The sequence below is a fragment of the Ferrovibrio sp. MS7 genome (assembly GCF_038404985.1).
GTDB lineage: Bacteria > Pseudomonadota > Alphaproteobacteria > Ferrovibrionales > Ferrovibrionaceae > Ferrovibrio > Ferrovibrio plantarum.
The window spans coordinates 1,720,194-1,736,243 of record NZ_JBBKBA010000001.1 but is presented as its reverse complement, the minus strand read 5'-3'; the positions used below and the strand labels follow the sequence as shown (position 1 = coordinate 1,736,243).

General features: G+C 64.4%; 16 protein-coding genes. All 16 read right to left on the bottom strand.

The window, feature by feature from the left end; genetic code table 11:
- Window positions 1-39: 39 nt before the first annotated feature.
- Entirely contained in the window at window positions 40-1,218 is a 1,179-nt protein-coding gene (gene ccmI, locus V6B08_RS08275) for a c-type cytochrome biogenesis protein CcmI (protein ID WP_341979545.1), read from the bottom strand.
- 2 nt (window positions 1,219-1,220) lie between these two features.
- Window positions 1,221-1,694 carry a cytochrome c-type biogenesis protein gene (locus V6B08_RS08270; protein ID WP_341979543.1) on the bottom strand — a complete coding sequence of 158 codons (474 nt, stop codon included), beginning with the start codon at window positions 1,692-1,694 and terminating at the stop codon, window positions 1,221-1,223.
- Between the two features lie 10 nt (window positions 1,695-1,704).
- Window positions 1,705-2,256 (bottom strand): DsbE family thiol:disulfide interchange protein, encoded by a 552-nt coding sequence (locus V6B08_RS08265; protein ID WP_341979541.1) that lies wholly within the window; start codon window positions 2,254-2,256, stop codon window positions 1,705-1,707.
- Window positions 2,257-2,262: 6 nt separating this feature from the next.
- Window positions 2,263-4,248: a heme lyase CcmF/NrfE family subunit gene (locus tag V6B08_RS08260; protein ID WP_341979539.1), complete on the bottom strand. Its 1,986-nt coding sequence runs from the start codon at window positions 4,246-4,248 to the stop codon at window positions 2,263-2,265.
- Window positions 4,245-4,712: a cytochrome c maturation protein CcmE gene (gene ccmE / locus V6B08_RS08255; protein ID WP_341979537.1), complete on the bottom strand. Its 468-nt coding sequence runs from the start codon at window positions 4,710-4,712 to the stop codon at window positions 4,245-4,247. The genes V6B08_RS08260 and ccmE overlap by 4 nt, the downstream gene beginning before the upstream one ends.
- A gap of 45 nt (window positions 4,713-4,757) precedes the next feature.
- Window positions 4,758-4,937 (bottom strand): heme exporter protein CcmD, encoded by a 180-nt coding sequence (gene ccmD, locus V6B08_RS08250; RefSeq protein WP_341979535.1) that lies wholly within the window; start codon window positions 4,935-4,937, stop codon window positions 4,758-4,760.
- A gap of 58 nt (window positions 4,938-4,995) precedes the next feature.
- Entirely contained in the window at window positions 4,996-5,727 is a 732-nt protein-coding gene (locus V6B08_RS08245) for a heme ABC transporter permease (protein ID WP_341979533.1), read from the bottom strand.
- A 22-nt stretch (window positions 5,728-5,749) separates the two neighbouring features.
- Complete coding sequence (gene ccmB, locus V6B08_RS08240; RefSeq protein WP_341979531.1) at window positions 5,750-6,415, bottom strand: heme exporter protein CcmB; 666 nt, start codon at window positions 6,413-6,415, stop codon at window positions 5,750-5,752.
- Complete coding sequence (gene ccmA / locus V6B08_RS08235; protein ID WP_341979529.1) at window positions 6,412-7,059, bottom strand: heme ABC exporter ATP-binding protein CcmA; 648 nt, start codon at window positions 7,057-7,059, stop codon at window positions 6,412-6,414. Before ccmA ends, ccmB begins: the two co-directional genes overlap by 4 nt.
- Before the next feature lie 188 nt (window positions 7,060-7,247).
- On the bottom strand, window positions 7,248-8,492 hold the full coding sequence (locus V6B08_RS08230) for a phenylacetate--CoA ligase family protein (protein WP_341979527.1): 1,245 nt from the start codon (window positions 8,490-8,492) through the stop codon (window positions 7,248-7,250).
- A 15-nt stretch (window positions 8,493-8,507) separates the two neighbouring features.
- Window positions 8,508-9,356 carry an ABC transporter ATP-binding protein gene (locus tag V6B08_RS08225; protein ID WP_341979526.1) on the bottom strand — a complete coding sequence of 283 codons (849 nt, stop codon included), beginning with the start codon at window positions 9,354-9,356 and terminating at the stop codon, window positions 8,508-8,510.
- A 64-nt stretch (window positions 9,357-9,420) separates the two neighbouring features.
- On the bottom strand, window positions 9,421-10,728 hold the full coding sequence (locus V6B08_RS08220) for an ABC transporter substrate-binding protein (protein WP_341979524.1): 1,308 nt from the start codon (window positions 10,726-10,728) through the stop codon (window positions 9,421-9,423).
- A gap of 95 nt (window positions 10,729-10,823) precedes the next feature.
- Entirely contained in the window at window positions 10,824-11,888 is a 1,065-nt protein-coding gene (locus V6B08_RS08215; RefSeq protein WP_341979522.1) for a branched-chain amino acid ABC transporter permease, read from the bottom strand.
- 12 nt (window positions 11,889-11,900) lie between these two features.
- Window positions 11,901-12,785 (bottom strand): branched-chain amino acid ABC transporter permease, encoded by an 885-nt coding sequence (locus tag V6B08_RS08210; protein ID WP_341979520.1) that lies wholly within the window; start codon window positions 12,783-12,785, stop codon window positions 11,901-11,903.
- 18 nt (window positions 12,786-12,803) lie between these two features.
- Window positions 12,804-13,610, bottom strand: a complete 807-nt coding sequence (locus V6B08_RS08205) for an ABC transporter ATP-binding protein (protein ID WP_341979519.1) — start codon at window positions 13,608-13,610, stop codon at window positions 12,804-12,806.
- A 5-nt stretch (window positions 13,611-13,615) separates the two neighbouring features.
- The gene (locus V6B08_RS08200) at window positions 13,616-15,583 is read right to left on the bottom strand and encodes an AMP-binding protein (RefSeq protein WP_341981613.1); all 1,968 of its coding nucleotides are present in this window, start codon (window positions 15,581-15,583) and stop codon (window positions 13,616-13,618) included.
- Between the last annotated feature and the right edge of the window lie 467 nt (window positions 15,584-16,050).

Here is a 16,050-nt window from a genome sequence, read left to right as displayed (position 1 = left end):
GACTCTTAAATCCGGGTTAAGCGCCATGGTTAAAAGCTGTTAGGGTTTTAAGACCCGCAAGCGGCCTTCCACTTCCGCCCGCTGCGGCAGGTTAGCCGGCAGCAGGGCCAGGGCCTTGGTATAGGCTTCGATGGCGGCAGGCTTGTCGTTCAGCACTTCGCGGGCGCGACCAAGCCGCACCCAGCCCTCGGCATCGTCGGGATTATCCTTCAGGCGTTCGGCCAGGCGATCCACCATGGAGCGGATCATCGCCGCACGGTCCTCCGCCGACATCGCCTGCGCCGCTTCCATCTGCTCGCGTGTCGGGCCGGGCTGCGCCGGCCCTGGCTGAACCGGAGCGGCAGCCAGCGGCGGCAACAGTTGCGCCAGGTCGGCGCCCAGGCGCGGCGCCAGTTCAGCCAGGCGGGCACGCAGCATCGGCAGCCAGGGCGCATCGGGTTCGGCCGAACGTGCCAATGCCAGCCAATCGGCGAAGGCAGCACGCGTGTCGCCATCCTGCAGCTTGGCCATGCCCATGTAATAGGCCGCGCCAGGATGCCCCGGCTCGATCTGCAGCACCCGCTCGAAGGCGACCCGCGCCTCGCGCGTCACAGCGCCATCGTTGCCGAAAACATAGGCCTCGCCGAGGAAGGCCTGCGCCTCGGCATCCTGCGGCTGCAACGCCACCAGCCGGTTGAAGGCATCGGCGGACTCGCCATAGCGGCCCATATTCATCAGCGTGCGGCCGAGCAGCAGCCAACCATCGGCGCGGTTCGGTTCCGCTTCAAGCCGCTGGCGCAGGCGATCCACCAGCACATCCAGTTCGCGGCGCTCGGCGCGCTGGTGCTCAAGCTCGGCCTGCTGCACCGCCGGCAGCAGCCGCGCCGCATCCGGCCGCCCCAGCGCAGCATAAAGGCCGACAGCACCAACCGGGAGCAAGGCCAGCAACAGCCCGGTGCCGATCATTACACCCGGCGTGAATGCCCGGGAGACCGCCGCCTCATCGGGCGCGGCATCGGCACGCAGCAGGCGGCGCTGGATTTCCACGCGCGCGTTGTTGGCTTCCGCCTCGCTCAAGGTGCCGCGTGCCACTTCCTGGGCAATCTCATCAAGCTGGGCGCGATAGACTGCTAGATCATGGGCCTTGCGCGCAGTGGCGCCACGGCGGCGACTGAGCCAGGGCCAGAGCAGGAAGGCCAGCGCCACGGCGAGCAGCAGGGCAATGCCAAGCCACAGCATGCTTAAGGTTCCCCGCGTTGCAACAGTTCGGTGACGCGCTTGCTCTCATCGGCGGAAAGCGGCGTGGCCGGCTTGGCCTCGGCCATGGCACGGCGGTTGCGGCGATGCAGGGCGAAGACGGCGGCAGCGCCGGCCAGCAGCAGCAGGCCGGGACCAATCCATAGCAGCAGGGTGCGCTGGTTGAAGCGTGGCGTGAGCAACACCCATTCGCCATAGCGCGCCACCAGATAATCCAGCACCGCCTGATCGGAATCGCCAGCCAGGATGCGCTCGCGCACCAGGCGGCGCAGGTCGCGTGCCAGCGGGGCATTGGATTCCTCGATCGACTGGTTCTGGCAGACCAGGCAGCGCAGATCCTTGGACAATTGCCGCGCGCGGGCCTCGGCGGCCGGATCGGTCAGCGTCGGCTCAAGATGCTGCGCCGATGCGGGCAGCGCCAGCAGCAGCAACAGAAGGAAACCGAGTTGCTTCAGCATTTGGGCCGCTTCAACATTTGGTTTCGGCCGGCACCGGCTTGCCGGCACGCGCGGCTTCCACTGCCGGCTTGATCTTGTTCACCACATCAAAGTCGCTGAGCGGGCCGATATGCTTGCAGATGATCTGGCCGGTGCCATTGACCACGAAAGTCTCCGGCACGCCATAGACGCCCCAGTCGATGCTGACACGGCCATCGCGGTCGGCACCGGTGCGCTTGAACGGGTCGCCGAGATCGTCGAGCCAGCGCGCCACCGCCTGTGGCTCGTCCTTGTAGTTCAGGCCATGCACCGGCACGCCCTGGCGGCTGAGCTGCAGCAGCAACGGATGCTCGACACGGCAAGGCAGGCACCAGGAGGCGAACACGTTGACCAGGCTGGCCTCGCCGGTCTTGAGATCGGCACTGCTCAAGCCATCGCTGCGGCCCTGCACTGGCGGCAGGGAGAATTCCGGCACCGGTTTGCCGATCAGGGCAGAGGGAATCTCGCGCGGATTGAGCGTGAGGCCGATGGCCAGGCCAATGCCGATGATGATGAACAGGACGAAGGGCAGATAGCGCATCATGCTGTTTTACTCTGCCGCTGCCGGAACTGATTGTGGGCGGCGCTGCGATTTCGGCACACCGACACGATGGCGGCGGTCGGAAAGCGACAGCAGGCCGCCGAAGGCCATCACCAGGGCGCCAAGCCAGATCCAGGACACCATCGGCTTCCAGTAGAGCCGCACGGCATGGCCGCGCTGGGCATCGCCCTCGCCGACCACGGCATAGAGATCGGCGAACAGCGACGGCCGGATCGCGGCCTCGGTGGTTTCCATCGGCGGCTGCTGGTAGCGGCGCTGCGATGGCAGTAGCAGGTCCACCACCTTGCCGTCGCGCAGCAATTCAAAACGGCCCTGGTTGGCGAGGTAGTTTGGCCCCTGCACCGGCTGCACGCCGAGGAAGCGGTATTGCACCGGGCCGACGGTGACGACCTCGCCGGCCTTCATCACCAGTTGCTTCTCGATCTGCCAGGTTTCCGATACGGTGATGCCGAGAATCATCACCGCGACGCCAAGATGCGCCACCGTCATGCCCCAGGCGGCGCGCGGCAGATGGCGGGCGCGGTTCAGGCTCTCGGAGGGCGATGCCTGGAACAGCTTGATGCGCGAGGCCCATTCGGTAAGGGCGCCGACGCCAAGCCAGGCACCAAGCGCCAGGCCGAGCAACGAGAGCCAGGGGCCATCGCCGCGCAGCCACAACGCCAGCAGCAGGCCGAGAATGGCGGCACCGCCGGCGAAGCCCAGCCGGCCGAGCGCGGCGGCAAGATCGCCACGCTTCCAGGCCAGCAGCGGGCCGACCGCGATGGCCGCGCAGAGCGGCGCCATCAAGGGAATGAACACGCTGTTAAAATAGGCCGGGCCAACTGAAACCTTCTGGCTGGCGATGGCATCCAGCGCTAGCGGATAGAGCGTGCCTAGCAAAACCGCACCAGTGGCCACCGCGAGCAGCAGGTTGTTGAGCACCAGGGCGCCCTCGCGGCTGATCGGCGCGAAAATGCCGACGCTCGACAATGCCGGCGCGCGCCAGGCATAGAGCGCCAGGCTGCCGCCGACGACGATCCCGAGGAAGATCAGGATGAACAGGCCGCGTGTCGGATCGGTGGCGAAGGCATGCACCGAATTGAGCACGCCGGAGCGGACCAGGAAGGTGCCGAGCAGGCTGAGCGAAAAAGTGAGGATGGCGAGCAGCACGGTCCAGCTTTTCAACGCCTCGCGCTTTTCCACCACGATGGCGGAATGTAGCAAGGCCGTGCCAGCCAGCCAGGGCATGAAGGAAGCGTTCTCCACCGGGTCCCAGAACCACCAGCCGCCCCAGCCGAGTTCGTAATAGGCCCACCAGGAGCCCATGGCGATGCCGATGGTGAGGAAGATCCAGGCGGCGAGCGTCCAGGGCCGCACCCAGCGCGCCCAGGCCGGATCGACGCGGCCCTCGATCAGCGCCGCGATGGCAAAGGAGAAGGCGACCGAGAAACCGACATAACCGAGATAGAGGAAGGGAGGATGGAAGGCGAGGCCGGGATCCTGCAGCAACGGGTTCAGCCCCTTGCCTTCCAGCGGCGCCGGCAACAGGCGGTCGAAGGGATTGGAGGTGAGCAGGATGAACAGCAGGAAGCCGACACCGATCAGGCCCTGGATGCTGAGCACGCGGGCGCGCAGGGTGCCGGGCAAAGGCGCGCCGAATATCGCGACGGCAGCGCCGAACACGGCGAGGATCAACTGCCACAGCAGCAGCGAGCCTTCATGGTTCCCCCACACGCCGCTGATCTTGTAGAGCATCGGCTTCAGCGTGTGGGAATTCTGCGCCACGTTCATCACCGAGAAATCGGAGGTGACATAGGCATAGGTGAGGCAACCAAAGGCAAAGGCGGTGAACAGCGCCTGGCCCATGGCCGCCGAAGGCGCCAAGTTAATCCACGGCGCGATACCGCGCGCAGCACCAATCAGCGGCAGGGTGCCTTGCGCCACCGCCAACGCCAGCGCCAGGATCAGCGCGAAATGACCCAACTCGGCGATCATTTCGGCTTACCCTCGCCGGCATGCTGCCCCGGTCCGGCATGTTGCCATTGGCCCGACTTCTTCAAAGCGTCAGCCACTTCCGGCGGCATGTAATTCTCGTCATGCTTGGCCAGCACTTCGGAGGCGATGAAGCGGCCCTGGCGGTCGAGCCGGCCATCAGCGACGATGCCCTGGCCCTCGCGGAACAGGTCGGGCAGCATGCCGGTATAGCGGATCGCCACCGAATGCTTCAGGTCGGTAACGACGAAATCGGTGACCAGGCCATCGCGTTTCACGCTGCCCTGCTCCACTAGGCCGCCAACGCGGAACCGCTTGTCGGCAGGCAGGTGCTTTTCCACCACATCGCTGGGCGAGTGGAAGAATACCAGGTTGTCGGAAAAGGCAGTCAGCACCAGGGCGGCAGCCACGCCCAGGCCCGCCACCAGCGCCAGCACGGCAAACAGCCGCTTGCGTTTACGCGTCACGGTTTTCTCCGGCCCGATCAGGCATCGCGGCTTTCTCTTTCGATGCTACGCATCGCGGCCCGCTTCTTTGCGCGCCTCGGCCAGTTCGCGTTCAGCCTCGCCGAGCGCGCGGCGGCTCAGCAGGGCGAGACCGCCAAGCACGGCAAAGCCGATGGCGAAGGCCGGCCAGATGAATCCGGCATGGCCGCCCATGGCGAAAAAGTCACTGAGGCTGGACCAGTACACGGGGCTGTCCGCGGCTCCATAAGTTCATGAAAAATATATACTGCCGGCGGGGTGAAAACTACCCGGCGGCCCCTTCCCCGGCTGCGGCGAAACGCAGCATGCGGGCCTGGCGGGCAAGGATTTCGGCGCGGACGCGCAGGCTCAGCAGCCAGAGGTAATAGGCCTTGCAGCCGATCGCCACCAAAAGCAGCGGCCACAGGATATCGCTGTGGATTTTCGGCCCCGAAAGCGTCAGCACGCTGGCCGGCTGATGCAACGTGTTCCACCAATCGACGGAGAATTTGATCACCGGCAGGTTCACCGCCCCCACCAGGGCCAGGATGGCGGCGGCGCGGCCCGCGCGTTGCGGGTCGTCGAAGGCCTCCCACAGCGCCATGTAGCCGAGATAGATGAAGAACAGGATCAGCATCGAGGTGAGCCGGGCATCCCAGACCCACCAGGTGCCCCACATCGGCTTGCCCCAGAGCGAGCCGGTAATCAGGCAAATCAGCGTGAAGGCCGCGCCCACCGGGGCAGAAGCCTTGGCAGCGAGTTCCGCCACCGGATGCCGCCAGATCAGCGCCGCCGCCGAGGCCAGCGCCATGCCGGCATAGATGAACAGGCTCATCCAGGCGGCCGGCACATGCAGATACATGATGCGCACGGTCTCGCCCTGCTGATAATCCGGCGGCGAATAGAGCAGGCCCCAGCCGAAGCCTAGGCCCAGACACAGCACCGCCACAGCGGCGGCCCAGGGCCGGATCGCCGCCATCAGGCGCAGGAAGCGGGCGGGGTTGGCAAGATAATGCATGGGCGCCGTTATAGGGCTTCGTTCATTCCAAGGCCAGTTTCACCGCCGCCGCCCCGGCCAGCGGGCTGAGCACCGCTGCCCCGGCCAGGAAGGCGCCAAGCAGCAGCAGATGCGGCTTCGGCGACAGGCCGAAAGCGGCCGCCTCCACGGCCCCGACGCCGAAAATCAGCACCGGCACCAGCAGCGGCAGGGTGAGCAGCGGCACCAGGATGGCGCCGCGCCGGGCCCCCAGGGTCAGCGCCGCGCCGATGGCGCCGATCAGGCTCAAGGATGGCGTGCCGAGCAGCAAGGCCAGCAGCAGGGTGGGCAGCGCGCTCATATCCATTTGCAGCAGAATGGCCAGCAATGGCGCGATCAGCGCCAGCGGCAGGCCGGTGCCGAGCCAATGCGCCAGGATCTTGGCCGCGACCACAAGACTGAGCGGCAGCGGCGTCTGCGCCAGCAGGTCCAGCGTGCCATCCTCATGGTCGGCCTGGAACAGCCGGTCGAGCGACAATTGCGCCGCCAGCAAAGCCGCCACCCAGATCACGCCGGGCGCGATCCGCGACAGCAATTGCGGCTCCGGGCCGACGCCGAGCGGGAACAGGCTGACCGCCAGGACGAAGAATAACAATGTGGTGAGCGCCGCCCCCTGCGCCCCCAGGCCAAGGCGCAGGTCGCGCCCGACGATGGCCAGAAAGGTACTCATATCCCTGCCCCGGCGGTCAGGGTTCCATCCGGCAGGCCAAGGCTGCGGGCCGAGGGCAGCGGCACATCCACATGGCTGGCCATCAGCACGATGCCGCCGGCGGCGCGATGCCGGGCCAAAGCCGCGCCAAGCCATTGAATAGCGGCGGTATCCAGGGCATTGGTCGGCTCGTCCAGCAGCCACAGGCTGGCCGGGCGCAGCAGCAGCCGCGCCAAGCCTAAACGCCGCTTCTGGCCTGCCGAAAGATAGCGCCCCGGCAGCCGGCGCTGGCGGCCCAGACCGGCCTGTTCCAAAACCTCCTGGGCGCGCTGGCGGGCGGGTTCCGCATCCAGGCCGCTGAGTCGGCCCCAGTAAACGAGATTGTCCTCTGCCGTCACCTGCGGCTTCACGGCATCGGCATGGCCGAGATAGAGCAGGCCGGCGCGATAGGCCTCGTTATCGCCGGCAATATCCTGGCCCTGCCAGGCAACCCGGCCCTGGGCAGGCTGGAGAAAGCCGGCAAGCAGGCGCAGCAAGCTGGATTTACCGCTGCCATTGGGCCCGCGCAGCAGCAAAGCCTCGCCCGGCGCCAGCGCGAAGCCGACGCCCTTGAAGAGCTGGCGCTCGCCACGCACCACCGCCAGATTTTCCACCGCCAAGGTCATGGCGGCAGTCTAGGCGAAAGCCCGCCCGCTTGGCGAGGCGCGGCCACCCTTGCCGTCATGCCCGCGAAAGCGGGCATCCCATTTTTCTACCGGCTGAAATGGGACCCTCGGGTCAAGCCCGAGGGTGACGAATAAAAAGCAATCGCCATGGTCCGCAAAGGCGGGGCATGACGGATATGAAGTAGCTCTTACTGATAAGTCCGCAGGTCAGCGATAACCTTGCCGTCATTGGGCAGCGAGCCGGCGGCCACGGCCTCGACACTGCCACGCACCTTGCAGACGGCCTGCAGAGTCTCGGCAACCGTAGCGGTGATATCGGCGCCCGAGCCTTTCAGTTCGATCTTCAGCACCATGGCATCGGTGTTGTTGGTCGAAGTGACCTCCAGCCGCGCCTTGGCGATTTCGGCATGACGGGCCACCACCTGGGCGATCTGGCCCGGGGTGACGAACATGCCCTTCACCTTGGTGGTCTGGTCGGCACGGCCCATCCAGCCCTTGATGCGGGTATTGGTGCGGCCGCAGGGGCTGGTGCCGGCCAGCACCGCCGAGAGATCGCCAGTGGCGAAACGGATCAGCGGGTATTCTTTGTTGGTCAGCGTGGTGACGACCACCTCGCCGACCTCGCCCGGCGCCACCGGATCGCCGGTGCCGGGGCGCACGATCTCCACCCACACGCCTTCATCCAGGATCATGCCTTCCATCGCCGGGCTCTCATAGGCGACGAGGCCGAGATCGGCGGTGCCGTAATTCTGCAGCACGAAGCAGCCGAGATCATTGATCTCCTTGCGGAGCGAAGGTGGCAAGGCCTCGCCGCCGACCAGGGCTTTTTTCAGCGACGACACATCCAGGCCCATTTCGCGGCCCTTCTGCAGCAGGATGCGCAGGAAGGACGGCGTGCCGCCATAGGCATCGGGCTTGAGGTCATGCACCGCCTGCAATTGCAGTTCGGTATTGCCGACGCCGCCCGGAATTACCGGGCAGCCGATGGCATGGGCGGCGCTCTCCACCAGCATGCCGGCCGGCGTGAGATGATAGGAGAAGCAGTTCAGCACAAGATCGCCCGGACGCAGGCCGGCGGCCCACATGGCGCGGGCGAAGCGCCAATGGTCGCGATCATAGCCATCCGGTTCATAGATCGGCCCCGGCGACTGGAACACATGCTTTAGCTTGGCCCGCGCCACAGCCTCCAGGCCGCCGAAGGGCGGCTTGGCCTTCTGGCGCGCGGCGAGATCGGATTTGCGCGTTACCGGCAACTTGGCAAGATCGGCAGCAGACTTGATATCGGCGCCCGTCACACCGGCCAGGATTTCACCAAAATAGGCCGAGTTGGCAGCGGCATGGCTGATCTGCGCCTGCAAAGCCGCCCATTGCGCGGCCTGTCGCTCGGCCGGATCGCGTGTCTCCAGCGCGTCGTAAAACCTGTTGTCTGCCATGGTGCTTCCTTAAGCTTAAGCCAGCCAGCGCTTGCGGCGGCGGTAATGCTTCACATCGCGGAAGCTCATGCGCCCGCCGGAGCCAAGCCCGAGATAGAATTCCTTCACGTCGGCATTCTCGCGCAATTGCGAAGCCGGGCCATCCATCACCACACGGCCATTCTCTAGGATATAGCCGTAATCGGCATAGCGGAGCGCCATGTTGGTGTTCTGCTCGGCGACCAGGAAGCTGACCTTGGCTTCCTTGTTCAGCCGATGGACGATCTCGAAGATTTCCTCGACAAGCTGCGGTGCCAGACCCATGGACGGCTCATCGAGCAGGATCATGTTCGGCTTGCTCATCAGCGCGCGGCCGATGGCGGTCATCTGCTGCTCGCCGCCCGAGGTGTAGCCGGCCAGCGACTTGCGGCGCACCTTGAGGCGCGGGAAGTAGGTGTAGACCCTCTCCAGTTCCTCGTTGATGGCGCGGTTGCCGTCGCTGCGGGTATAGGCCCCGGTAAGCAGGTTTTCCTCCACGGTGAGATGGGCGAAGCAATGCCGCCCTTCCATCACCTGGATCAGGCCCTTCTTGACCAGCGCAGAGGGATTCAACGCCTCGATGCGCTCGGCACGGAAATCGATATGGCCCTTGGTGATATCGCCGCGCTCGGCATGCAGCAGATTGGATATCGCCTTGAGCGTGGTGGTCTTGCCGGCGCCATTGGCACCAAGCAGGGCAACGATGGCGCCTTCCGGCACCTGCAGCGACACGCCTTTCAGCACCAGGATGACGTGATTGTAGATCACTTCGATGTTGTTGACGCTCAGCAGCGGCGGCGCAGCGCTTGGGGCGGCATTCGGGGCGGCGGCGGTCTGGACAGTCATCGGCAGAGGCTCGCAATGGCAAGGAAAATCCCCGCCGGACCAGCCGGCGGGGATCAACGTCAGCTTACGACTTGGCGCAGGAGCGCGCGGGGATATTCTTCTCGCGCTGATACTGCTCGGCACCAGCCAGGTAGAGCGGCATCAGCTTCTGGTTTTCCGGCGCGATCCAGTCGCTGACGGTCTTCCAGTGATCACCCTCCCACTGCACGATCAGCATCTTGCCGTCGCCCTGGTGGTTGTCGCAGGACAGCTTGATCGGCTGGATGAAGCCCTTGAGGCCCAGCTTTTCGAGCTTGTCGGCGGTGAGGTTGATGTTCTCGAAGCCCCAGCGCGACTGCTCGCCATCCATCACCTTGTTGCCATACTGCGCCTGGGCAGTACGCAGCGCCTCGGTGGTGAACACGGCATTCAACACGCCGCGCATGTAGCCGATCTCGCCGAGATGCTTGCCGTTCTGGCTACCCTGGCCCTTGTCGATGACCTGGGTCTTGAGCTGCTTGATCAGTTCGAGGTTGCGGTCGGCGCTATGGAAGGTGAGACCGCGGAAACCCTTGGCCGCCGGACCGGCGCCCACGGTGTCGCTATCCTGCGAGGTGTACCAGCCGCCGAGAATCTTCTCGCGCGGGAAGCCCACCGCCGCCGCTTCCTTCAGCGACACGGCGTTCATCGCGCCCCAGCCGGTGAGGTAGACGAAATCCGGGCGCATCTGGCGCACCTGCAGCCAGATCGACTTCTGCTCCAGGCCTGGTGCCGGCACCGGCACCAGTTCGAGCTGGAAGCCGAGTTCCTGGGCATAGTTCTGCAGAACCGGATTCGGCTCCTTGCCATAGGGGATGTCGATGAAGACGTGGGCGATCTTCTTGCCCTTCAGCTTGTCCTTGCCGCCGGCTTCCTTGGCGAAGAACTGGATCGCGGCGGAAGCGCCCGACCAGTAGGTCACCGGGGCGTTGAACACCCAGGGGAAGATGTTGCCGACCATCGCCGAGGCGCGGCCATAGGCCATGGAGAAGATCACCGACTTGTCGGTCGGCGCGCGGTCGATCAGCGCATAGGTGATGCCGGTGGAATACGGGCTGAAGATGGTGCCGCCCATCGCCTTGAGGCGCTCGTAGCATTCAACGCCGCGCTCGGTGTTGTACTGCGTTTCGCATTCCTCGACCTTGAGGCGCACGCCGTTGAGGCCGCCATCGCGGGTGTTGAGCAGCGTGATGTAGTCGGCGAAACCATCGGCGGTCGGCGTGCCCGACGGCGCGAAGGGGCCGGTGCGGTAGACCATCGAAGGGATCATCTGGGTCTGCTGCGCCGAGGCGGCACCCGCCCCGAGCAAGGCGGCGCCCGCAACAAGCGCCATGGTCAGTTTGCTGACACGCATTGTTTTTCCTCCCGTTTGCCACCCATTCGTGGGGTGGGTTGATTTAACCCTAACACGCGAAACCGGACCGGACAAAGCCGGCATTCATCGGCCCATCAATAGGGGAAGGGCCAAACCCGCAGCTTTTCCTTGGTGATCTGCCACAGCCGCGCCAGGCCATGCGGCTCGACGATCAGGAAGAACACGATCAATGCGCCGAACACCATGAATTCCGCATGCGCGATGGCAGCAGTGGACATTTCCAGGCCGATCAGCGGCAGGCCGCGGGTGAGGAAGATCGGCACCAGCAGGATGAAGAAAGCGCCGAGGAAACTCCCCAGGATGGAACCGAGGCCGCCGATGATGATCATGAACAGCGCCTGGAATGATAGGTTGATATTGAAGCCATCCGGCTCGGCGGAACCGAGATAGACGAAAAGATAGAGCGCACCGGCGATACCGATGAAGAAGGAGGAGACGGCGAAAGCCGAGAGCTTGGCGACGATGGGCCGGATGCCGATGATCTCGGCGGCGATATCCATGTCGCGGATGGCCATCCATTGCCGGCCCGGATTGGAGCGCACCAGATTCTTCGCCGCCAGCGCCAGGATCGCGACGACGCCAAGCGCGAAGAGGTATTTCTCCATCGGCGTGTCAATGCTCCAGCCGAACAACGTCAGCTTCGGCACGGTGATGACACCGGACGAGGCATTGTTGGTGAACCAGCCGAACTTGACAAACATCCAGGGCAGGAAGAACTGCGCCGCCAGCGTCGCCACCGCAAGGTAGAAGCCTTTGATGCGCAAGGATGGCAGGCCGAAGATGACACCGACCACGGCGGCAATCAGGCCGGCGATGATGAAAACCACCAGCAGGTTGAGTTCCGGGATACGGAAAGCCAGGTTCCAGGCCGCCACCGCGCCGACACCCATGAAGGCGCCGGTGCCAAGCGAGACCTGACCGCAATAGCCGGTGAGGATATTGAGGCCCAAGGCAGCCAGTGCCATGCACAGGAACGGGATCAGCAAAGCCGTGTAGAGATAATCCGTCGCCACCATCGGCACGCCGACGAAGGCTGCCAGCAGCAGCAGCGCGAAGAACACGCGGTCCTGCGGGATGGTGAAGATCGCCTGATCGGCGGGATAGCTGGTCTTGAATTGACCGGACTCGCGATACAGCATGACCGCCCTTCCCTACACGCGTTCGATGATCTTTTCGCCGAACAGGCCCTGCGGCCGGATCAGCAGGAAGCCCAGTGCCAGCACATAGGCGAACCAATTCTCGATGCCGCCGCCGAAGGCGGGGCCAATATAGACTTCCGCCAGCTTTTCGCCGGCACCGATGATCAAGCCGCCGATAATGGCGCCGGGCACCGAGGTGAAACCGCCCAGGATCAGCACCGGCAAAGCCTTCAGCGCCAGACTGACGATGGCCGGCTGCATGCCGAGCTTGGAGCCCCACATCACGCCGGCCACCAAAGCCACCATGCCGGCGATGGTCCAGACGATGATCCAGATCACATTGAGCGGAATGCCGACCGACTGAGCCGCCTGATGGTCGTCGGCCACCGCGCGCAGCGCCCGGCCGATACGGGTCTTCTGGAATACCACAAGCGCAGCCAGCAGCGTGCCTGCGACCAGGGCAGCCCAGAGATCGAAGGACTGGATCAGGATTTCGCCGTCCATGATGAAAATCGGATCGGTGGGGATGCCGACATCGAAGGAAGTAACGCTGGAACCCCAGATCGACTGCCCGAAGCCATCGATGAAATAGGATACGCCGATGGTGGCCATGAACAGGATGATGCCTTCCTGGTTCACCAGATGGCGCAGCACCAGCCGCTCGATCACGAAGGCGAGAATGGCCATCACCACCAGGGTGAGGATGATGGAGAGCCAGATCGGCACGCCTTTCTGCAGGAAGCCGACGAAGAACAGGCCGGCAAACAGCACCATCGCGCCCTGGGCGAAGTTAAACACGCCCGACGCCTTGAAGATCAGCACGAAGCCCAGCGCGACGAGCGAATACATCACGCCTGCCATCAGGCCGCCGATCAGAACTTCGATAAAGAACGCCATTTTCCGTCCCGCCCCGCTCTAGTGCTGAACGCCAAGATAGGCGTCGATGACGTCCTTGTTGTTCTTGATCTCGTCGGGCGTGCCATCGCCGATCTTGCGGCCGTAATCCAGCACCACCACGCGATCCGAGATATCCATCACCACGCCCATGTCATGCTCGATCAGGCAGATCGTGGTGCCGAACTCATCGTTCACATCCAGGATGAAGCGACACATGTCCTGCTTCTCTTCCAGGTTCATGCCCGCCATCGGCTCGTCCAGCAGCAGCAGGGTCGGCTCGGCGGCCAGCGCGCGGCCAAGCTCGACGCGCTTCTGCAGGCCATAGGGCAGCCGCCCCACCGGCACCTTGCGGATCGCCTCGATTTCCAGGAAGTCGATGATCTTTTCGCAGAAGGCGCGATGCTCCACCTGCTCGCGCTCCGCCGGCCCCTTGTAGAAGGCGGACGCCAGCAGGCCGGCTTTCATCTTCAGCAAACGCCCGGTCATGATGTTGTCCAGCGTCGACATGCCCTTGAACAGCGCGATATTCTGGAAAGTGCGGGCAATGCCCTGGCTGGCTGCCTCATGGGGGCGCATCTGCTTGCGCGGCTGGCCCTTGAAGGTGATGGTGCCCTGCTGCGGATGGTAGAAGCCGTTGATGCAGTTCAGCATCGATGACTTGCCGGCGCCGTTGGGGCCGATGATGGCGAGGATCTCGCGCTCGCGGATCGAGAAGCTGATATCGGTCAGCGCTTTCACGCCACCGAAGCTCAGCGAGATATTCTCCACCTTCAGCAGCACGTCACCGATGGACTTGGGGCCAATGGACATGGTTTCAGCACGCATACCGCTCAGCCCGCCTTGCGCATGGTGTCATAGGTTTTGGCGGCGGCGATATTCAGCCGTGCCTTGAAGCTGCCGGTGCGGCCATCCTCGAAGGTGATCTTGGCATCCACCTGCACTTCGTTCTGGCCGGAATACAGCGCCTCGATCAGGTCGCCATAGCGTTCGGCGATGATGCGGCGGCGCACCTTGCGGGTGCGGGTCAGTTCGCCATCGTCGGCATCCAGTTCCTTGTGCAGGATCAGGAACCGCTTCACCTGGCTATCGGCCATCGAACTGTCGGAGGCGAGGTCGCGGTTCACCTGCTCGATGCAGCCACGCACCAGCTCATACACTTCCGCCCGGCTGGCGAGGTCGGTGTAGGAGGTATAGGGGATACCCTTGCGCTCGGCCCAGGAACCTACCGCCGCGAGATCGATATTGATGAAGGCGGTGGCATGGTCGCGCTTGTCGCCGAACACCACCGCCTCCTTGATGGAGGGGAAGAATTTCAGCTTGTTTTCAACGAATTTCGGCGCGAACAGGGCGCCGGAATTGAGCCGGCCGACATCCTTGGCGCGATCAATGATGCGCAGATGGCCGGCATCGGTGAACACGCCGGCATCGCCGGTATGCACCCAGCCATCGGCGGTCTTGGTCTCGGCGGTGGCTTCCGGATTCTTGTAATAGCCGACGAACACGCCCGGGCTGCGATACAGCACCTCGCCGGTCTGCTCGTCGATGCGCAATTCGATGCCGGGGCCGGGCGGGCCGACGGTATCGGCCTTCACGTCGGTATCGGTATGCAGGCAGAGATAGACGGTGCTCTCGGTCTGGCCGTAGAGCTGCTTCAGGTTGATGCCCAGCGCGCGGAAAAAATCGAAGATATCCGGGCCAATCGCTTCGCCCGCCGTATAGGCCAGGCGCAGCCGGCTGATGCCGAGCACATTCTTGAGCGGGCCATAGACCAGCAGGTCGCCCAGCGCGTAGAGCAGGCGGTCGGCGAAACCGACCGGCTTGCCCTCCAGGATGGCGCGGCCGGCGCGCTTCGCCACCGAAATGAAATACTTGAACATGGCGCGCTTGATGGCGCTGGCATCTTCCATGCGGATCATCACTGTGGCCAGCAGGCCCTCGAAGATGCGCGGCGGCGCGAAGAAGTAGGTCGGGCCGATCTCGCGCAGGTCGTTCAGCACCGTCTCGCCCGATTCCGGACAATTGACGCAGAAGCCGGCGATGGTCGCCTCGGCATAGGAGATGAAATTGTCGCCCACCCAGGCCAGCGGCAGGTAGGCGAGGATTTCGTCGGTTTCGTTGATCTTGTCGAAATTGATCGCCAGATTGGCCGAGCGGACCAGGTTGTCGTAGCTCAGCATCACGCCCTTGGGCCGGCCGGTGGTGCCCGAGGTGTAGCAGATCAGCGCCAGATCATCCGGCTTGCCCTGGGCCACCTCGGCCTTGAAAAAGCCGGCATGGGTGGCGCCATAGGCGCGGCCGCGCTCCATCACCTTGTCCAGATCATGCAGGAAGGGCTGATCGTAATGCCGCATGCCGCGCGGGTCGGCGAAGATGATCAATTCCAGCTTCGGCAGGCGGTCGCGCACTGATAGCAGCTTGTCGACCTGTTCCTGGTTTTCCGCCAGCGCGAAGCGGGCCTCGGCATGCTCGACAACGTATTGCACCTCGTCGGCGACGCTGTCCTGGTAGATCGGCACCGGCACCGCGCCGAGCGCCTGCACCGCGCCGAGCGTCCAGTAGAGCTGTGGCCGGTTGTCGCCGATGATGGCCATCTTGTCGCCGCGGCGCAGCCCGAGTTCCTTCAGGCCCCCGGCAATGGCTTCCACATTGGCCGCCACCTCGCCCCAGGTCCAGCTCTGCCAGATGCCGAGATACTTCTCCCGCATGGCAGCGCGGTCACGCCGATGCTCGGCGTTATAGGCCAGAAATTTGGGAATCGTGTCGCGTCCAAGCGGATCGCGGCCGTCCGGCTTCTCCACACTCAACGTCGCCTCCCTGAATGGCGCCCGCGCGGCTTTGTGCCGCGTCGTCATTTGATAGTGCAATTGTTGATAGGCTCCGCCGGGCGCGACAGTCAAGGCCCGCCGCTGCGTCAGGGTGGGGCAAAGTCAACCGGGGTTGAATATATTTCACCGCGAAAGCCCCCGGTTCTTTGCAGAACCCCTTGGCAAAAAGGGCGATTTACGGCACCAATGGCGGGCGCCAGCAGCCGGCTTCAAGCCGCGCGGCACGAGATTCCAGCTCTACCCGATGCAAGGAAGGATCGCCCCGTGAAAGCCCCGAAGAAATCCAGCCGTCCCGCCGCCAAGAAGGCCAAGAAGGCCACCAAGAAGCCGGCAGCGAAGGTGACCAAAAAAACGGCAGCAGCCCGCAAGCCGGCCGCCCCGAAGGTTGTCAAGAAAGCGGCCAAGAAGATCGTGAAGAAGGCCGCCAAGCCGGCGAAGGC